This is a genomic window from Williamsia soli, from assembly GCF_017377795.1.
Classification (GTDB): Bacteria; Actinomycetota; Actinomycetes; order Mycobacteriales; family Mycobacteriaceae; genus Williamsia; species Williamsia soli.
In genome coordinates this window covers 1-17,690 of sequence record NZ_JAFRDR010000015.1, presented here as the reverse complement: position 1 = coordinate 17,690, position 17,690 = coordinate 1, and the positions used below count along the sequence as shown (strand labels likewise).

The following is a 17,690-nucleotide window of genomic DNA, read 5'->3' as shown; positions in this document are numbered from 1 at the left end:
AATCGAACGGGGTCAGTCGGCGGCGGGGGTGATGGTTCCGTCGAAGGTGCGTCCGTCGCGCCAGTACTCGAACGGCACGTCCGCGCCGATCTCCGAGGTACGAACGGCCACGGTGAGCTCGTCGGCGTCCTCGATGACCCGATCGCCGAACTTGGTGATCACGTCACCTTCGCGGATACCGGCTCGTGCGGCCGGCGATCCCTCGACCACGTTGCGCACCTGCGCGCCGAGCACGCGGTCGTTTCGCACCGAACTCGCATTGACGCCGATCTGCGCGTGCACTACCCGGCCGTCCTTGATCAGCGCTTGAGCGATCGGGAGGAATTCGTTGACGGGGATGGCGAAACCGAGGCCGATGGAGCCGCCGCCCGGGGCCAGTCCGGCAGTGTTGATCCCGATGACCCGCCCCTGATCGTCCACCAGCGGACCACCCGAGTTGCCGGGATTGATCGCCGCATCGGTCTGGATGGCGTCGATCACCGCGTCGGTGTCGGATGTCTCGTCGGGTCGCAGCGGGACCGCACGTCCCTCGGCACTGACAATCCCGCTGGTGACGGTCTGGTCCAGCCCGAGGGGGGCGCCGAACGCGACGACCTCCTCGCCGATCTGGATCTTGCTGGAGTCGCCGAGCTTCGCGACGGTGAGGTTGTCGATGCCGTCGACCTTGAGGACCGCGAGGTCGGTGCGGATGTCGCGCCCCACGATCCGCGCCGGGACCCGGGTGCGATCGGAGAAGACGACCTCCAGCTTGGCGCTGCGATCGTTGGCTGCCATGGAGATGACGTGATTGTTGGTGACGATGTATCCCTCTTTGTCGATCACCACACCTGAACCGGTGCCGCCGCCGTCCGCGAGACGGACATCGATCATCACGACAGACTTCTCGACCGCCTGCGCCACCCGGGCCACCTGGCTGCGGGGCTCGTCTTCGTTGTCGTCGTCACTACCCGAGAGCGAGACCGTGTCGGAGTGCAGGGGAGAAGTGACCTCGGCCGTCAGCCGTCCGATCAGACCGCCGACGAGACCGATGACCACAGCGATGGCGGTGAGTACCGCGAGCGCCCTCCAGCTGACCTTGCGGTCGAAGAGAACCTCGCTGACGCCGAGTTTGGGCCCAGGGGTAGACGGAGGAGGTGCTACCGGAGTGTCGACTGCCGGCGCGCTCAGCGCAGCGGCTGCGTCGGGATCCCGCCACGGGTCGGCAGGCTCCGGTGTCGTTTCCTTCTCACCGAATCGGGAGTCGGGATCACGCTGGAGGGTGTCGGCACCCTCGGGACGGGAGAACGCCTCTTGCAGTACGGGGTCGGGGTCGGCGATCACCGGTTGCGCGGGACGCGTGCGAGCGGCCTCGGGCGGGGCGAATGCTCCGTCGACACCGTCGGGCCTACCGAACACTGCGGTGGTCTGCTCCGGTACGGCGGGGTGCGAATTGGGTCGCGGGCCCAATCGCGGCGCCTGGTCGACCGAGCCTCGTGCGGGATCAGCGTCCGGCCGCCGCGGAGATGGCTGCGAGCCGTTGTCGTCAGCGTCTGTCACTGGCCCGCCCGAATCGCCGGTCTCATCAAGAACTCGAACCCCTCGCTTGCAGCTGGTCGCCTGGACGTCACCGGGTGTACCGGGTGAACCTCACCGGGTGTACCGGGTGATCCTCACCGAGGCTACCTGGCGCCGGTCCTAGCGATTACGCCGCCGCTGGCCGCGGTGGACAGGGAAACCTGGAGCGTCCAGCGGCGATTCCTCACCGGCACGTCGATCGTCACGGGTACCGCCGTCGGCCATTCGAATGTCGATCTCGCGGGTCGGGATCTGGTTCAGTTCGCCGAGCAGACCTGCGGGCATGGTGACCTCACCCGACCGACGAAGCGCGGCGCGGGCGGCGCTCTGTGCTTCGACCTCGGCCCGGCACTGCGAACATGCCTGCAGGTGCTGGGACGCCCGCATGTAGGCATTCATCCGGAGTTCGCCGTCGACGTATGCAGCGACGGCTTCGGTCGCGAGGTGCTCGGTCGAGAGGAACTTGCGGCCCCCGGCGCTGCCGGGTGCACGATAGCTCTTGTTCTGGGTCAACATCGACGATGCAGGTAGCCAGCCGAGGACCCGCCGGCGGTTCCGCAGGCCCTTCGAATCGTCGTGCTCGGAGTCCTCGGTGCGCGAATCGTCGGGGCGCGAATCGTCAGGAGTGCGCTCGTCCATCGTCTTCACCCCTTCGCATCGGTGTCGCACCCGCGACGTCAGAGTCCGACTGTACGTAATCGCGGCGCGGATCGCCGGTTGTCGTCGTCATCCACTGAGTCAACGCCTCCGCCGTCCGGCGAGTTCCGCGGACCACGAGGCGTTGCGGTCGTGGTGCTAGAAGTCCTGCGCGAGCACGGAGCGGCCCGAGTGGTGACCACTCGACGCGAGATGATCCCGGATGGCCTGCCGGCCGCGGTGGATGCGGCTGCGCACGGTGCCCAGTTTCACCCCGAGGGTGGTGGCGATCTCTTCGTAGGACAGACCCTCGATGTCGCAGAGGACGACCGCCGCACGGAACTCGGGAGCAAGGGAGTCCAGTGCGCTCTGCAGGTCCGGGTCGAGGTTGGCGTCATGGAAGATCTGCTCGGGGTCGGGCTCGTTGCCGGGAACCCGCTCGTAATCCTCCGGCAGTGCCTCCATCCGGATCTTGTTGCGGCGCCGCACCATATCCAGGAACAGGTTCGTGGTGATGCGATGCAGCCAGCCTTCGAACGTCCCCGCCTTGTAGCTCGACAGCGAACGGAACACCCTGATGAAGGTCTCCTGCGTCAAGTCTTCGGCATCATGCTGGTTACCCGACAGGCGGTAGGCCAGCCGGTACACCCGATCTGCGTGCTCGCGAACCAGATCGTCCCAAGCCGGCATGAGAGTGGAATCGCCGGTCGCATCGAACCTTGCGGTACCACCTTCGGGAACAGGGTCACCGGTCGTCTCGAGCGCATCCGTCACACCATCGGAGCGGCCTTCGCCCACCGCAATAGCTGCCCTGTCGGTTTCGGTGTTGGCATCGATCACGATCAACTCCACATTTCTCCCCAGGACCAACTGCTAGCGCCGGTCGTATTGCGCACCCTCAAGATGGGATCCAGGTACTGATACCCAGTCCGTCCAACATCGAAGCCTGCCTGCTTTGTTCCCCTATGACCTTGTCTGACCGGGGTGTGCACGCACTATGAGAGGGCTGAGGGTTACCTGAGAGTCACAACCATTTCCACGCAGTTCAGCGGGCCATTCGACGCCGATCCGCGCGCCGGGCAGCTCAGCGCGCCTAGGCCATCATGGGCGGCGACGGCGCTAACCTCGTACCCGTGTCAGATCACAGCGTCCCCGCCAACTCCGAAGCGACGGGATCGGCCACCATCGATCCGACGGTGCTCAGCCGCTACGCCGAAGCTGCGATCGTCGAGGACGAGGCACTGCGACTGGCCCGGGAGCGATCGGACGAACTCGGCGCACCGGCGATCACGCCGGCCGTCGGGGCGACGTTGTCACTCCTGGCCCGGCTGGTGAACGCCAAGGCGGTGGTCGAGGTCGGGACGGGTGCAGGCATCAGCGGACTGTGGCTGCTCAACGGTATGCGTGCCGAGGGGGTTCTCACCACGATCGACTCCGAGGCCGAACATCATCGAGCAGCGAAACTCGCATTCAGCACCGCCGGGATCGGCCCGTCGCGCACCAGGCTGATCAACGGCCGAGCCGCCGAGGTCCTCCCCCGACTCTCGGACGCCGGATATGACCTGGTGTTCATCGACGGCGCCGTGACCGATCAGCCCAGATTCGTCGCGGAGGGTCTGCGCCTGCTGCGCGACGGCGGAGTACTGGTGGTGCACAACGCCTCCGCCGACGGGACCGTCGCCGACCCCGCCAGCACCGACCCCGCCGCGCTCGCCGCACGCGAGGCGGCCCTGCTCATCGCCGACGACGACTCTCTCCTGCCCGTGGTCATCCCACTCGGTCGAGGACTCCTCGCAGCAGCAAAGGCACAGCTCGAGCCCGAGACGGCATAATCGGGCGCTGACCCGACACGTCGGTTCCGGGTCGGCGTCGATCAGCTCTCGCTCGGGGCCATTGCGGTCAGCTCTGGATACTTCGGCCTGATGGTGTCGCCCGTGGACACACCCCGCAGCCGCCTACCCACCCAGGGAATGGCGTACTCCACAGTCCACTGACGACTGTCGCGTCGCCGCTGCGTAGGTGAAACCCGCTGTGCCGGACCAAGTTCCACCGGAATCAGATCATTTTCGATGCCAAGTGCGCGGAGCACCTCGATCGCCATGTACACATGTCCGGCGGTGGACATGTGCAGCCGGTCGAACTCCCACATACGCGGTTCGGCGTAGACGCGCATGCGCCAGAAGTCGACCAGCGTCACCTCGCGGCGTTCGACGACCTCCCTGAGCAGTTCGTTGTAGACCGCGAACCGCCCGCGCAACGCCCCGAAGACCGACTTCCCGCCGGTGTCATAGGCGGTGAAGGTGACGACCGTGGCCCCGTTCGCCTGCAGTCGTCCGATCGCCTCGTCGTAGGTCTCGATCAGCGCGTCGATGTCGGCGCTCGGACGGAGCAGATCATTCGCGCCCGCGCAGATGGCGACCAGATCCGGGTTCATCGCCAGCGCGGGTTCCAACTGCTCGCCGAGCACCGCGGACAGGACCCGGCCCCGGATCCCCAGGTTGGCGTACCGGAACTCGGGGTCCGCGCGCGCCATCACCTCAGCGACCCGATCGGCCCAGCCCCGAACGCCGTTGGGACAGCGCGGCTCGACGTCGCCAACCCCTTCCACGAACGAATCACCAAGGGCGACAAAACGTTTGAATCTCGGCGGGGCGCTCACCTCAGACATCGGTCGAGAACCTGATTCCACCGTCGGGGATCTTCACGCCAGGCCAGATCCGGGCCCCACGCAGGAGCTCGCACCGGGCACCGATGTCAGCACCGTCACCGATCACGCCGTCGCGAATCAGTGCCCGCGGACCGATTCGCGCACCGAACCCGACAATGGTCCGCTCGATCACCGCACCGGCCTCGACCACCGCACCGTCGAAGATCACCGCTCCGTCGAGGCGGGCTCCGGCGCCGATCTCGGCACCGCGGCCCACCACCGTACCGCCGATCAGCAAGGCGCCGGGCCCCACCGACGCGCCGTCGTGAACGAGGAACTCTCCGCGGTGTCCGTGCAGCGCGGGAGACGGCGCGATACCGCGCACCAGGTCCGCGGAGCCCCGTACGAAGTCTTCCGGGGTTCCCATGTCGCGCCAGTACCCGGAGTCGACATGACCCTGGACGTGGCGACCCTCGGCGAGCAGCCCCGGGAAGACCTCACGTTCGACCGATACCGACCGACCTTCCGGGATCGTCTCGATCACCGAACGATTGAACACGTAGCACCCGGCGTTGATCTGGTCGGTCGGCGGATCCTGGGTCTTCTCGAGGAACGCGGTGACGCGCCCCTCGGAATCGGTGGGCACGCAACCGAAAGCACGCGGATCGGTGACGCGCACGAGGTGCAGGGTGACCTCCGCGCCCGAGGTCTGATGGGTCTCGACGATCGAGCGCACATCGGTTCCGCACAGGACGTCACCGTTGAACACCAAGACGGTCTCCGCGGTGAGCTCCGACAGCACGTTCCGGATTCCGCCGCCGGTCCCGAGGGGCTCCGATTCGTGCACGTATGTGATCGACAGCCCCATCTTGGAGCCATCGCCGAAGTGCTGCTCGAACACCTTCGACTGGAACGAGGTACCCAACACGATGCGGGTGATACCGGCCGCGCTGATACGTGCGAGCAGGTGGGTCAGGAACGGCAAGCCGGCCGTCGGCAACATCGGTTTCGGCGCTGACAGCGTCAGGGGCCGGAGGCGAGTCCCTTTCCCGCCGACAAGGATCACCGCCTGGACGTCGTCGACCGAGGTCGTCTGCGAGGTCTCATTCGAGGTCATGGTCTGCCTTTCAGTTCAGCCGCCCGAGAGCTGTCGGCACCGGTCAGAGAATTGTCGCGGCCTGCGGCACGCTTGGCCGAGCGGACCACAACCGCGGACCGTGCCGCGAGCCCCAGCCGCAAAGCCAGTCGTAGCGGCGCCTGCCACCACTGCGGGTGTCGATCGGCCTGGAACCGATAGGCACTGCGATGATGAGCCGGCAGCATCGCGCCCGGATCACGGCCCGCCGCATGGCCTTTCGCGTGCAGAATCTGCGCCTGCGGTACATAGACGTTGAGCCACCCGGCCTTGCCGAGCCGGTCACCGAGATCGACGTCCTCCATATACATGAAGTAACGCGAGTCGAAGCCCTCGATCGAATCGAACGCGTCGCGGCGCAGCAGCAGACACGAGCCCGACAACCAGCCGACCGGTCGCTCGGAGAGGTCCTCGTCCTGTTGCCGGTAGGCCGCCGTCCACGGATTCGACTTCCAGACCGTCCCCAGCACCGCGTGACCGGTACCCGATACCAGGTCGGGCACACGGCGGGCAGAGGGGTAGACGGTGCCGTCGGGTTCGTGGATGAGCGGACCCAGCGAGCCCGCCCGCGGCCAGCGCTCGGCCGCCTCGAAGAGCTGATCGATCGAGCCGGGACCCCACTCCACGTCAGGGTTGGCGACCACCACGAACTCCGCCGCCGGATCGACCTCGGCGACTGCCCGGTTGATCGCGCCGCCGTAGCCGATGTTGCCACCGGTGCGCAGCAGGGAGACGTTGTCGTATTTCTCGGCCGCCGCCTCGGGGGCCCCGTCCACGGATCCGTTGTCGGCCAGTATCACCGACACGCTCGCCGCGGTCGCATGTTCCAGCGTCTGGATGAACCTCGTCAGGTACTCCCCCGGGGAGTACGTCACCGTCACCACCGCCACGCTCTTCGGGACCGGACTTTTCGGGGTGGGCTCAGCAGTCACGGGCTCAGGGTAACCGGCCACGCCGGGTCGCCCGGACAGGACAGCATCACCCACCGTGATGCACCGCTGCCGTCAAGGCCGCGCGCCAGTCCCGTAGCGGTGTGAGCTCTGCGTCCTGCCAGGCCCGTCCGGAGAGAACGGAGTACGCAGGACGCGGCGCCGGGCGAGGAAACTCCGCCGACGTCGTGGGCAGGACCCGTGACGGATCGGCGCCGACTTCGGCAAACACCGCTTGAGCGAGGTCGAACCAACTGCAACTGCCTGCGTTGGTCGCGTGCAGGATCTGCCCGGACGCCACCGATTCCGGACCGCTCACCTCCCCGGCCAGCTCGAGCAGCCCGTCGGCGAGATCACCTGAATAAGTCGGCGACCCCACCTGATCGGTGACGACCGACACCGTGTCACGCTCCCGTTCGAGCCGGCGCATGGTGCCCACGAAGTCGGCTGAACCCGCGGCACCGGTGTAGACCCACGCCGTCCGGACGATGGTTGCCGCCGGATCGCCGGCTCGGACAGCCTGTTCGCCGGCGAGCTTCGTCGCTCCATACACCGAGTCAGGCCCGGTCGGATCTCCCGGTTCCAGGGGACGCGACGACGAACCGGTGAACACATAATCGGTGGAGATGTGGATCAGATGAGCTCCGGTCCGCGCGGTGTGTTCAGCCAGATATCCCGGGCCATCCGCGTTCACGGCAGCAGCCGTGCTGCGGTCCGATTCGGCGTTGTCGACCGCGGTGTAGGCCGCACAGTTGATCACCACATCACCGGGCGCCAGCTTTCCCAGCGCCTGGTAAACGGACACCGGATCGGTGATGTCGAGCTGAGCGGAGGTCAGCCCCCGGACCCGTGAACCCCCGCGGGTGCGAAGTTGCGTGCCCAGTTGTCCGGCGACCCCGGTCACGACAATCGATCCCGACCCAGGCAAGCCCCGCTCCGCTCCGTCTCCGCCAAAGGTCGAGCTCCGCTCCGCTCCGTCTCCGCCAAAGGTCGAGCTCCGCTCCGCTCCGTCTCCGCCAAAGGTCTGCATGGCCACAATCATGTCCGCTTTCGCGTCGTGTTGGCCACTCGGACGCCCAATGCCCATCGCGTGACGATGTGAGGGACACGGGACAACCGGCTGCGTCAGGTGGCGAAGTTTCGCACGTAGCATTGCGGTCAGTTCGACGACGGCCGCGCACACCAGAGTGTGCGACCTCGACGAGCACAACGCTGACGTGTACAGCCGGAGCAATTTGTACTGAGAAGGAGCGCACCCCGCAGTGGATCGTCCATCGTCGGATCGACCGCCGGGCGAGCGCCGTACGGGATCATCGGGGCAGCGCCGCGCTGGTGGCGGCCGCCACCAGCGATCCGGCGGCGACGAACCACAGCGCCCGCCGTCAGCCCGTCGGCGCGAGCGGGAGCAGCCCGCCGAGCTACCACCCCGCCGGACGGCGTCCCCGAGACCCCGCAGGCCCTTACCGGACGACGGCTCCGGTGCCCAGCGTGCTGTGCGGGCATCGAACGAACGTGCGGGTCGGCGTGATCGGGGTGCCCGTCCGCAGGAACCGGAAGCCCCGCGGCGGCGCGGCGGACGCGACGATCGATCGCGGTCGGGCCGAAACGCACCGACTCCCCCACCACCTGCGACCAGGCCACCTGCCGGCGAGTCCGCCCCGGGTGGCCGGTCGGGACGCTCACTGACGCGGGCCGCCGTCGCGTTGGTGTCGGTGGCGGTACTGGTCGCTACCGGCTTCGCCTGGAATCAGATGACCCGACTGGAAAACAGCATCACCAAGCTCGACGGGCTCTCGCTCGGTTCTGGCAAGGACGGCGCGGTCGACATACTCATGGTGGGGACCGATTCCCGCACCGACGCCCAGGGCAACCCCCTGTCCGAGAAAGAGCTGGCGCAACTTCACTCGGGCGACGACGTCGGCACCAACACCGACACGATCCTGTTGATCCGCATCCCGAACGACGGATCCTCTGCCACCGCGATCTCGATCCCCCGCGATTCCTACGTCGACGTCCCGGGCATCGGCAAGACCAAGATCAACTCGGCGTACGGATCATCCAAAGAGGAACGTCGCGAACAACTCGTGAACGACGGCATGGATCTCGAACAGGCTGACAAAGATTCGGTGCAGGCGGGACGCGACGCGCTGATCACCACGGTCGCGAATCTGACCGGAGTCGAGGTGGACCACTACGCAGAGGTCGGATTGCTCGGATTCGTGTTGCTGACCAATGCCGTGGGAGGCGTCGAGGTCTGCCTCAAAGCGCCCGTGTCGGAGCCCTATTCGGGTGCCGACTTCCCGGCGGGACGGCAGACGCTCGACGGGGCGGAAGCCCTGAGCTTCGTGCGCCAGCGCCACGACCTCCCGCGTGGCGATCTCGATCGGATCGTCCGCCAGCAGGTCTTCATGGCCTCGCTTGCCCAGAAGGTGCTTTCCGCGGGAACCCTCTCGAGTCCGGGCAAGCTCGGTGACCTCGAGAACGCGGTGTCGCGGTCGGTGGTGATCGACCAGAGCTGGGACATCCTCAACTTCGTGGAGCAACTCAAGGACCTGTCCGGTGGCCGGGTGCAATTCGCCACGATTCCCGTCGTGACCGAACAGGGGTGGAGCGACGACGGTACCCAGAGCGTGGTCGAAATAGATCCGCAGGCGGTCAAAGCGTTCACCGCAGGTCTACTCGGAGAAAAGGACGCTTCGGGCCAGACCAAGTTCCGCGCCGGCGACTACACCGTCGACGTCGTCAACACCGGCACCGTCGACGGGCTGGCCACCAACGTGTCCAAGATCGTCTCCACCAAGGGATACCTGACCGGCGCCACCGGTAACGAGACCGATTCCACCACGGACAGTCAGGTGCAGACCGCGAGCACCGACAACCCTGGAGCCAAGGCTGTCGCCGAGCAACTCGGCGGTCTGCCCATCACAGAGGACAAGACGTTGGCCCCCAACACCATCAGAGTGGTACTCACCGACAGTTACCAGGGACCGGGTTCGATCGACGACCAGGGCTCGCAGGACAGCCAGGACGCGCCGACCTCGGATCCGGCTGCCCCGCCGGCCAAGACCATCACCGCCGGCGGCACCGGACCGGAGTGTGTCAATTGACCACGGTGACCGATGCCGCGCTGAATCCCGCGCTGGCCAAAGACGGATCGCAACCGCTGCTGACCTACTACGACGACTCCACCGGTGAACGCACAGAGCTGTCCGGGATCACCACGGCGAACTGGGCCGCAAAGACAGCCAACATGATCCGTGACGAATTCGGCCTGATGGCCGGCGACGTGGTGTCTGTCGACCTGCCCACGCACTGGCAGAGTGCTGCGGTTCTGCTCGGCGCGTGGTGGGCAGGGGTTCATGTCCGCCTCGGATACTCCGACGACGCGGCTCTGGCCTTCTGTTCGATGGCGACCCTGGAACGGGTCGACGCGGCGCCAGAGATCGCAGTCGTATCCCTCGACCCGTTCGGCATGCCCATGCGCGACCTGCCGATCGGACTCACCGACTACGCCGCATCGGTGCGCGTCCACGGCGACCAGTTCCAACCGACCGGGCCCGGCGGCCCAGCGCTCGACGACCGAACGGTCGACGAAGTCATCGCCGCGGCCCAGGAATTCGCCGTCGAGGCGGGGATCGTCGCCGGTTCGCGAATCATGACCACCCGCCCGTGGGACGACTCAGGAAATCTGATCGCCAATCTGCTCGCCACACTCGTCAGCGGCGGCTCGCTGGTACAGGTGGCCAACCCTGACATTGCCAAGCTACCCGGGCGGGCCGAATCCGAGAAGGTCACCGCGACCCTGACCTGACCACCCTGGGCCCCGCCGAAAGGTTGCGCTGGGGGAATCCCCGGAAGGCGACCGGTGGCCACGAGCTAGAAAAGCGTCGGCTGGACGGGAGGTTGCGCTGTCGCGACCTGAGGCCGAGGAACGTGGATCTCGTCGTAACCCCTGCCGGTGAGGCCGTGCTTGTCCAGCAGCGGAGTGATGCGCTCGCGCAACCACTGCCGATATTCCGGCGCGGGGTGCGAACCCCGTCCGTAGATCCGCCGATAGGTACGCAACAACGCGGGGTGGTTGTCACCGAGCCAGGTGAGATACCAGTTGCGGGTCGGTCCCCGAAGAAACAATTCCGAGGCGGTGACCGAGGTGGCGCCCGCCGCGGCCAGGGCGCCGAACAGTTCATCGAGCTCGGCCCGGGAATCCTTGAGCGCGGGAAGTATCGGCGACGCCATCACGTGGCAATCGAAACCTGCCTCACGCACGGCGGTGATCAGATCGAGACGGGCCCTGGCCGAGGGAGCGCCGGGCTCGACCTGCCGACGTAGATCTTCGTCCAAGAGCGCCAACGAGATCCCGATGGTCACCGGGACCGATTGTGCTGCCACGGACAACAACGGCAGGTCGCGCCGCAGCAGGGTCCCCTTGGTCAGGATCGACATCGGGGTCCCGTGATCGGCGAGGGCGCCGATGATGCCCGGCATCAACCGATAGCGGCCCTCCGCGCGATGGTAAGGATCGGTGTTGGTGCCCAGAGCCACCGTTTCGCGCTTCCAGCTCTTGCGTCCCAGCTCTTTTCGCAAGACTGCCGCGATGTTCACCTTCACCACGATCTGGGTGTCGAAGTCACGGCCCGCATCGAGGTCCAGGTATTCGTGGCTTCCCCGGGCAAAGCAGTAGACGCACTGGTGCAGGCAACCCCTGGTCGGATTGATGGTCCAGCGCATCGGCACCCGTGAGCCGTCGGGGACCTTGTTCAGAGCACTCTTGCAGAGCACTTCGTGGAAGGTCACCCCAGAGAACTCTGGGGTCTGCACAGACCGGACCAGGCCGGCTCGCTCCAATCCTGGAAGAGCCGGCCTGGCGAAGTCCTCTCCCGAATCCTTCTCGGACTCGAGCAACTGTGCGTCCCATCGCATGATGCCCAGTCGAACATCCGTTCTATTTCCTGTCAAGTCCGCGATGACGCCTACCCGAAACTCACAGCGCCGCAGCCGGATCTGCCTTCAGTGCCCGACGGGCCGGAATGGCCGAGCTGAGCAATCCTGCCATCCCTCCGACCACGACGATCCCTGTCAGCGCGACAAGTGGTAGATCCGGCAGCGACACCCGGTCGACGCCGACCACAGCGGCAGCACCCGCCATCCCGTATCCGGTCCCGAGCAGCACACCGACGACGGATCCGACCACCGCGATCAGGGTCGCTTCCGCCAGCAGCATCCCCTGCACACCGCGCGAACTCAGGCCGATCACCCGCAGCATCGCGTTCTCGCGAGATCGATCGATGACCGAGAGCGCCATCGTGTTGCCCACCCCGATCAGCGCGACGACCACCGCAACGGCCAGCAGTGCCAGCACGATTCGCAAAAGCAGCGTGAGGATCTGATCGAGTTGCTGGGCTATCTCGACACCGCCCCCGAAGGTGGCGTCGGGGGCCGAGTTCGCCACCAGCTCACGGATCCCGGTCATCACCACCGAACTCCCGGCACCGCCCGACTCCAGCCGGACCACGAGACCGGTGGGCGCAGGCGCCACGGCCACGAGGCCGCGATCGACAAACGAACCCGAAGCGCCGTCGACGACGGTCACGGTGCGAATCGCTCCCCCGGAGACGAGTCGCACTCGCTCACCCGGTCCGACTCCCGCGAGGGTCTGATCTTCCGGCGCCAGAGCGATCTCATCAGCGGCGGGTGCGCGCCCTGACCGCATCACCTGCGGCAGACGAGCGGTGTCGAGGGCACCCACACTCAGGGGCTTCCCGTTCACCGACACCTCGGTACGCGTGACGGGTATCGAAGCCTCGACCCCCGATGTACTCGCCACCGCGTCGACGAGCGACGGTTCCAGCGGTGCACTCGACGAGACGATCACGTCGATCGGGTGCATCTCACCGATGAGACCCGAGACGCTCGACCGCACGACCTGCGCCCCCACCACCATCATCGTCGTCAGGGTGATACCGATGATGAGCGCCGATGCCGTCGCCGCAGTGCGTCGTGGGTGGCGTGTCGCGTTCGCGGCAGCCAGTCCGGCGACAGGCCCGGCCGCGGTTCCCCGCAGCAGGCGTGCGCCGCCGACCCCGATCACGCGGACCACAGGGGGCACCAGCACCGCAGCGGCGAGCATGAAGCCGAGGAAGCTCAAGGCGCCGCCGAACCCGGCCGCGGGCACGGACTCCCCACCCATACCCACGATCATCACGATGGTCCCACCACCTGCGAATGCCCCGGCGACGGCCAACCGCGCGACCCCGCGACGTCCGCTGGACGCCGGAACGACCGCACGAAACGCCGCCAGCGGAGATACAGCGGTCGCGAGTCGGGCAGGAACGGTGGCGGCGCTCAGCGTCATCACCACGCCGAGCACCACGGCGACCACCGGCGCGGCGAGCGGCACCGTCAGTTCGGTCAGCGGAAAGTTCGAGCCCACCCCGCGCACCACCGCCGATGCCGCTGCGACGCCGCCGATCCCGAACACCACCCCGACGATCGATGCCACCACACCCAGGAGCAGCGCCTCGAATCGCACCCCTGATCGCACCTGCCCGGTATCGGCCCCGATACACCGCAGGAGTGCGAGTTCCTGCGTGCGCGAGGCGATCAGGACCGCGAAGGTGTTCGCGATCACAAGGCACGACACCAACGCGGTGATGGCGGCGAAGACGAGCAATACGGTTGCCAGCACGTCGGTTTCACCGACATACCGGCTCATCACCTCGTCGGTGGCCTGGCCACCGGTCATGGCCTGGCCACCGGGCACCGAGGTGACGAGTCCGGTGATCGCCGACATCACTGCGACCGGGTCGGCGTCTGGGCGCAGCGCCATCCGGATGACGACGCTCTCGGCCTGATCGACCGCCCGCCCCGGCTCGATGGCGGCGACACCCGCGTTGGTGCCGAACAACTGCGGCGCGCTGGTGGTCATCGAGCCACGATCCAGCAGCCCCACGACTGTCATCTCCCGGGCCACCCTGTCGGTGGCGGTGTCGACGTCGGGACGGACGTAGAAGTGCTGGCCGACAGCGAAGTTCGACCCGGTGAAGGCTACGATCTCGTCGTCTGCCCGGGGCAGCTGTCCCACCGACAGGGTCTGCCAGCGCAACGACTCGTCGGGCGCGATGGCGGTCAGCTGGACCTGACCGTACGACTTCGTCCCGCTGGTCACACTCACCCACCGGGTGGTGTCGATCGCGACCGCAGCGACCCCCGCCGTGTCGGCGAGCGCCGCACCCGTCCGGTCGGCGAACTCACCGGGTACGAACGCTACGGCGTCCGTATTCGCGAACTGCCCGGCCACCGATGCGCGCATCGACGCGCTCGAGGTCTCCGACAGCGTGAGGGTGGCGGCGACGAACGCGACGGCGATGGCGACGGCCAAGCCCGACGCCAGGTAGCGACCTTTGTATGCCCGGAGCTGGGCAAGCGCAACACTTCTCATCGGACGATCCCCGCCGCACCGACCACCGAGCCATGGCGCAGCATCGCCGCGGACACCGAATCCGTTGTCGGGGAATCAATCTGGTCTACCAGGAGACCATCGGCCAGGACTATCACCTGATCGCAATAGCTGGCCGCCACCGGGTCGTGAGTAACCATCACGATGGTCTGGCCCGCCCGGCGGCTACTCGCCTGCAGCAGCGAGAGCACCTGCGCTCCCGCATGGCTGTCGAGATTACCTGTCGGTTCGTCGGCAAGGATCAGACGTGGCCGAGGAAGCAGAGCACGCGCGATCGCCACCCGCTGCTGTTGACCGCCCGACAGCTCGGATGGCTTGTGGTCGAGACGATCAGCGATACCCAGCACGTCCGCCAACTCATCGAGCCATGCCCCGTCCGGGCGCCGGCGATCCAGCGTGAGCGGCAACAGGATGTTCGCCCTCGCGGAGAGCACCGGCAACAGATTGAACGACTGGAAGACGAATCCCAGTTCGCGCCGCCTGATTCGAGTCCGCTGCGTGTCATCGCACCGGGACAGATCGGTGTCCCCGATCATCACGGTGCCGGCCGTGGGGGTGTCCAGCCCGGCCAGGCAGTGCATGAGTGTCGATTTTCCCGAGCCGGACGGACCCATGATCGCAGTGAACCTGCCCGCAGGGATCGCCAGGCTCACGTTGCGCAGCGCGTGAACCTTCGCGTCCTTCTCGCCGTACGTCTTCTGCAACCCGATGGCCCGAGCCGCCACTGTGCCACTGGAAGCGTGGCTCGGCTGCACCCCACTGGCGCCGGCGGTCTCAGCAGCGTTCACCTGGGTTCTCCTAGTCGACATCGCTTACTCCTTGTCCCTGTCAATGAATGTCATTGCCGGACAAGCGTATTTTCGGTGGGTGAAGGAATCGTCGGAGTCAGGGCCGATCATGGTGTACACCCGCGTCCACCCATGCGGTGATTCGCGGTACGACCGCAGTACTACGCGTGGTGGCCGAGGATGTCGGCCAGCGCCACCATTCCGGTCCTGAAAGCGAACAGCACGACCTGCACTCGGTCTCGCGAACCGGTCTTGGTCAACACCCGACCTACGTGGGTCTTGACCGTCGCTGTCGACAGATGAAAGCTTGCGGCGATCTCGCCGTTGGTCATCCCGATCGCGATGGCCCGCAGCACTTCACACTCGCGCGGGGTCAGCGGGTCGACGAGGTCGACCCGCGAAGGGGTGACCGACTCGGGACCCGCACTCACCCCCGCGGCCACGTGGGTCAGCAACCGTCGCGTAGACCGCGGCGCTATCACCGCATCCCCGGCGAAGACAGTGCGGATGGCCGCCAGGAGTTCTTCGGGAAGCGCGTCCTTGAGGAGAAACCCGCTCGCACCGGCCGCGATGGCCGCGAGCAGATACTCATCGGTGTCGAAGGTCGTGAGCATCACGATTTTCGGCGCATCGTCGAGACCGTCCAGCAACCGGCGCGTTGCCGCGATACCGTCAAGACCCGGCATCTGGACATCCATCAGCACCACATCGACCTTTGTCGCGCCGATCTGCTCGATGGCCTCGTTGCCGTCGCCGGCTTCGAGGACCACCTCCATGTCGGCCTGAGAGTTGATGACCATCCCGAACCCGGCTCGCACCAGCGCCTGATCGTCGATGAGTCCAACCCGAATCACTTCGCTCACAACGCTTCCCCCGTCGGCAAGATCGCCTCTACCCGGTACCCGCGGCGATCCGGGCGCGCGCCGGCGGTCAGCGTCCCACCGTGCAATTCTGCTCGTTCCCGCATGCCCAACAACCCTTTACCACCCGCGGGAGCGACCCAGTCGGCCTCGACCGTGTCGGCGCGTCCGTCGTCGACGATCGTGATGCGCAACTCCGCGGGCTCCCAACGCACTCGGACGTCGGCATCCGCACCGAGTCCTGCGTGCTTCAGTACGTTCGTCAGCGATTCCTGGATGATCCGGTACGCGGTGAGTCCACACCCCGCCGAGACCGCTCGCTCGGGACCGGAGGACGAGAAGGTCACGGGTAGGCCGCCGGCCCGCACCACGGCCAACAGGTCCGGCACGTCGGCGATGCCCGGCACGGCACGCACCTCACGCGGCCCGTCCTCACGCAACACCCCGAGCAGGGAACGCATGTCGGCCAAGGCTTGTCGCCCGTTCTCCGCGATGGTCTCGAGCGCACGTGCAGCCGCCCCCGGATCCTGCTCCGCGGCGTACCGGCCACCGTCGGCCTGCGCGATCACCACCGTCAGGGTGTGGGCGATGATGTCGTGCATCTCGCGGGCGATACGGGTGCGCTCACCGATCGCGGCGAGCTCGGCCTCCTGCGCTCGTTCGAGTTCGAGCAGCCGAGCCCGTTCGCGTAGTGAGGAGACCTCGCGCATGCGCGATCGGCGCAACATTCCGGTGGCCCAGATACCGACCGTCAGGGCTGCCAGAAAGGAGGCCCCGATGGCGTTGTACTCGAACGAACGCGATTCGGGGGCTTCTGAGTAGAAGCGTCCGGACGATCCAACCCCGCCGAGGACGCCGAGCACCAGAGCCGCCCTGGTGCCCCACGTCGAACCGTACGCCGCCATCGAGTAGAGCCCGATGACGGCGGTGACGGTGACAGCCGGACTGAGCTGCTCGTCGACGACGATGTGCACGAACGCGGCCAGCGCGATCACAGATCCGGCCAGGTCCGGCCGGGTTCGACGGAATGCCAGTGCCACGCAGCACACCGCGCCGAGCAGCATCCGCCACCAGACGTTCGGACCCATCTGTTCCCACAGCTCCGGCAGCACCGTCACCGTGGCGATGGCGATCGCCAGAAGCGCGTCGAGCAGCAATGTCCGCGGCTCCGCGAACCGATTCCAGCGCTCGATGATCCGCTGGGTGTTCATTGCGCCCAATCTAGTGGCACCGGACGCGGTCGCACATCAGACCTGGGGTGGATCTGTATCCCCGGAATTGGTGGGTTGTGGCGACGCCGACCTGGACGAATGCTCGCCAGAACCCACCACGATCGGGCTAGCGCAGGAGTGCTCGTGACATCACGACGCGCTGGATCTGGTTGGTGCCCTCGTAGATCTGGGTGATCTTGGCATCACGCATCATCCGCTCCACCGGGAAATCACGGGTGTAACCGGCACCACCGAACAACTGCACCGCATCGGTGGTCACCTCCATCGCCACATCCGAGGCAAAACACTTCGCCGCCGCCGAGATGAACCCCAGATTCTTCTCCCCTCGCTCAGCCCGCGCCGCCGAGGTGTACACCATCAGACGAGCAGCCTCGATCTTCATCGCCATATCCGCGATCATGAACTCCACACCCTGAAACGAGCTGATCGACTTCCCGAACTGCTTACGATCCT

The 17,690-nt window shown here is 66.7% G+C and carries 16 protein-coding genes; 3 read left to right on the top strand and 13 right to left on the bottom strand.

All coding sequences use genetic code 11. From position 1 onward, the window contains the following. Positions 1-12: 12 nt before the first annotated feature. The 3 genes from J3S28_RS26705 to sigE all read right to left on the bottom strand — a co-directional run bounded on the left by J3S28_RS26705 (position 13) and on the right by sigE (position 2,964). Positions 13-1,536, bottom strand: coding sequence for a trypsin-like peptidase domain-containing protein (locus tag J3S28_RS26705; protein WP_207844107.1), 1,524 nt, complete (start codon positions 1,534-1,536; stop codon positions 13-15). 138 nt (positions 1,537-1,674) lie between these two features. Then, complete coding sequence (locus J3S28_RS26700; protein ID WP_237342172.1) at positions 1,675-2,193, bottom strand: hypothetical protein; 519 nt, start codon at positions 2,191-2,193, stop codon at positions 1,675-1,677. 156 nt (positions 2,194-2,349) lie between these two features. Continuing rightward, on the bottom strand, positions 2,350-2,964 hold the full coding sequence (sigE, locus tag J3S28_RS26695) for an RNA polymerase sigma factor SigE (protein ID WP_207844223.1): 615 nt from the start codon (positions 2,962-2,964) through the stop codon (positions 2,350-2,352). 359 nt (positions 2,965-3,323) lie between these two features. On the opposite strand from sigE, the gene J3S28_RS26690 reads away from it, so the two are divergent. Next, positions 3,324-4,022, top strand: coding sequence for an O-methyltransferase (locus tag J3S28_RS26690; RefSeq protein WP_372436082.1), 699 nt, complete (start codon positions 3,324-3,326; stop codon positions 4,020-4,022). 41 nt (positions 4,023-4,063) lie between these two features. Here the strand turns inward: J3S28_RS26690 and J3S28_RS26685 are convergent, their stop codons facing one another. Genes J3S28_RS26685 through rfbD form a run of 4 tightly spaced genes read right to left on the bottom strand, consistent with a single transcriptional unit; the run spans position 4,064 to position 7,931 of the window. Then, on the bottom strand, positions 4,064-4,858 hold the full coding sequence (locus J3S28_RS26685; RefSeq protein ID WP_207844103.1) for an SGNH/GDSL hydrolase family protein: 795 nt from the start codon (positions 4,856-4,858) through the stop codon (positions 4,064-4,066). After that, positions 4,851-5,954, bottom strand: coding sequence for a mannose-1-phosphate guanylyltransferase (gene manB, locus J3S28_RS26680; RefSeq protein WP_207844101.1), 1,104 nt, complete (start codon positions 5,952-5,954; stop codon positions 4,851-4,853). The genes J3S28_RS26685 and manB overlap by 8 nt, the downstream gene beginning before the upstream one ends. Continuing rightward, positions 5,951-6,904, bottom strand: a complete 954-nt coding sequence (locus tag J3S28_RS26675) for a glycosyltransferase family 2 protein (RefSeq protein ID WP_207844099.1) — start codon at positions 6,902-6,904, stop codon at positions 5,951-5,953. Before J3S28_RS26675 ends, manB begins: the two co-directional genes overlap by 4 nt. Positions 6,905-6,950: 46 nt before the next feature. Beyond that, on the bottom strand, positions 6,951-7,931 hold the full coding sequence (gene rfbD / locus J3S28_RS26670; protein WP_207844097.1) for a dTDP-4-dehydrorhamnose reductase: 981 nt from the start codon (positions 7,929-7,931) through the stop codon (positions 6,951-6,953). A gap of 232 nt (positions 7,932-8,163) precedes the next feature. On the opposite strand from rfbD, the gene J3S28_RS26665 reads away from it, so the two are divergent. Both J3S28_RS26665 and J3S28_RS26660 read left to right on the top strand, forming a co-directional pair. Then, positions 8,164-10,008 (top strand): LCP family protein, encoded by a 1,845-nt coding sequence (locus J3S28_RS26665; RefSeq protein WP_307797446.1) that lies wholly within the window; start codon positions 8,164-8,166, stop codon positions 10,006-10,008. Next, the gene (locus J3S28_RS26660) at positions 10,005-10,712 is read left to right on the top strand and encodes a TIGR03089 family protein (protein WP_207844096.1); all 708 of its coding nucleotides are present in this window, start codon (positions 10,005-10,007) and stop codon (positions 10,710-10,712) included. Before J3S28_RS26665 ends, J3S28_RS26660 begins: the two co-directional genes overlap by 4 nt. Before the next feature lie 65 nt (positions 10,713-10,777). Here J3S28_RS26660 and J3S28_RS26655 read toward each other — a convergent pair whose 3' ends face one another. From J3S28_RS26655 to J3S28_RS26630, 6 genes are all read right to left on the bottom strand, one after another. Further along, positions 10,778-11,821: an Rv2578c family radical SAM protein gene (locus J3S28_RS26655; protein ID WP_207844095.1), complete on the bottom strand. Its 1,044-nt coding sequence runs from the start codon at positions 11,819-11,821 to the stop codon at positions 10,778-10,780. Positions 11,822-11,882: 61 nt separating this feature from the next. Beyond that, positions 11,883-14,339, bottom strand: coding sequence for an FtsX-like permease family protein (locus J3S28_RS26650; RefSeq protein ID WP_207844093.1), 2,457 nt, complete (start codon positions 14,337-14,339; stop codon positions 11,883-11,885). Continuing rightward, positions 14,336-15,145: an ABC transporter ATP-binding protein gene (locus J3S28_RS26645; RefSeq protein ID WP_372436081.1), complete on the bottom strand. Its 810-nt coding sequence runs from the start codon at positions 15,143-15,145 to the stop codon at positions 14,336-14,338. The genes J3S28_RS26650 and J3S28_RS26645 overlap by 4 nt, the downstream gene beginning before the upstream one ends. 161 nt (positions 15,146-15,306) lie before the next feature. Continuing rightward, positions 15,307-15,999, bottom strand: coding sequence for a response regulator transcription factor (locus J3S28_RS26640; protein WP_207844219.1), 693 nt, complete (start codon positions 15,997-15,999; stop codon positions 15,307-15,309). Between the two features lie 5 nt (positions 16,000-16,004). Continuing rightward, positions 16,005-17,216 carry a sensor histidine kinase gene (locus J3S28_RS26635; RefSeq protein WP_207844089.1) on the bottom strand — a complete coding sequence of 404 codons (1,212 nt, stop codon included), beginning with the start codon at positions 17,214-17,216 and terminating at the stop codon, positions 16,005-16,007. 127 nt (positions 17,217-17,343) lie between these two features. After that, positions 17,344-17,690 (bottom strand): acyl-CoA dehydrogenase family protein (locus J3S28_RS26630; protein ID WP_272874255.1); only part of this gene is annotated, 347 nt, incomplete at its 5' end.

Coding starts and splice junctions, on each gene's coding strand:
- J3S28_RS26700 (WP_237342172.1), bottom strand. CDS start 2,193: ATGGACGAGCGCACTCCTGACGATTCGCGCCCCGACGATTCGCGCACC.
- J3S28_RS26685 (WP_207844103.1), bottom strand. CDS start 4,858: ATGTCTGAGGTGAGCGCCCCGCCGAGATTCAAACGTTTTGTCGCCCTT.
- manB (WP_207844101.1), bottom strand. CDS start 5,954: ATGACCTCGAATGAGACCTCGCAGACGACCTCGGTCGACGACGTCCAG.
- rfbD (WP_207844097.1), bottom strand. CDS start 7,931: ATGCAGACCTTTGGCGGAGACGGAGCGGAGCGGAGCTCGACCTTTGGC.
- J3S28_RS26655 (WP_207844095.1), bottom strand. CDS start 11,821: ATGCGATGGGACGCACAGTTGCTCGAGTCCGAGAAGGATTCGGGAGAG.
- J3S28_RS26650 (WP_207844093.1), bottom strand. CDS start 14,339: ATGAGAAGTGTTGCGCTTGCCCAGCTCCGGGCATACAAAGGTCGCTAC.
- J3S28_RS26635 (WP_207844089.1), bottom strand. CDS start 17,216: ATGAACACCCAGCGGATCATCGAGCGCTGGAATCGGTTCGCGGAGCCG.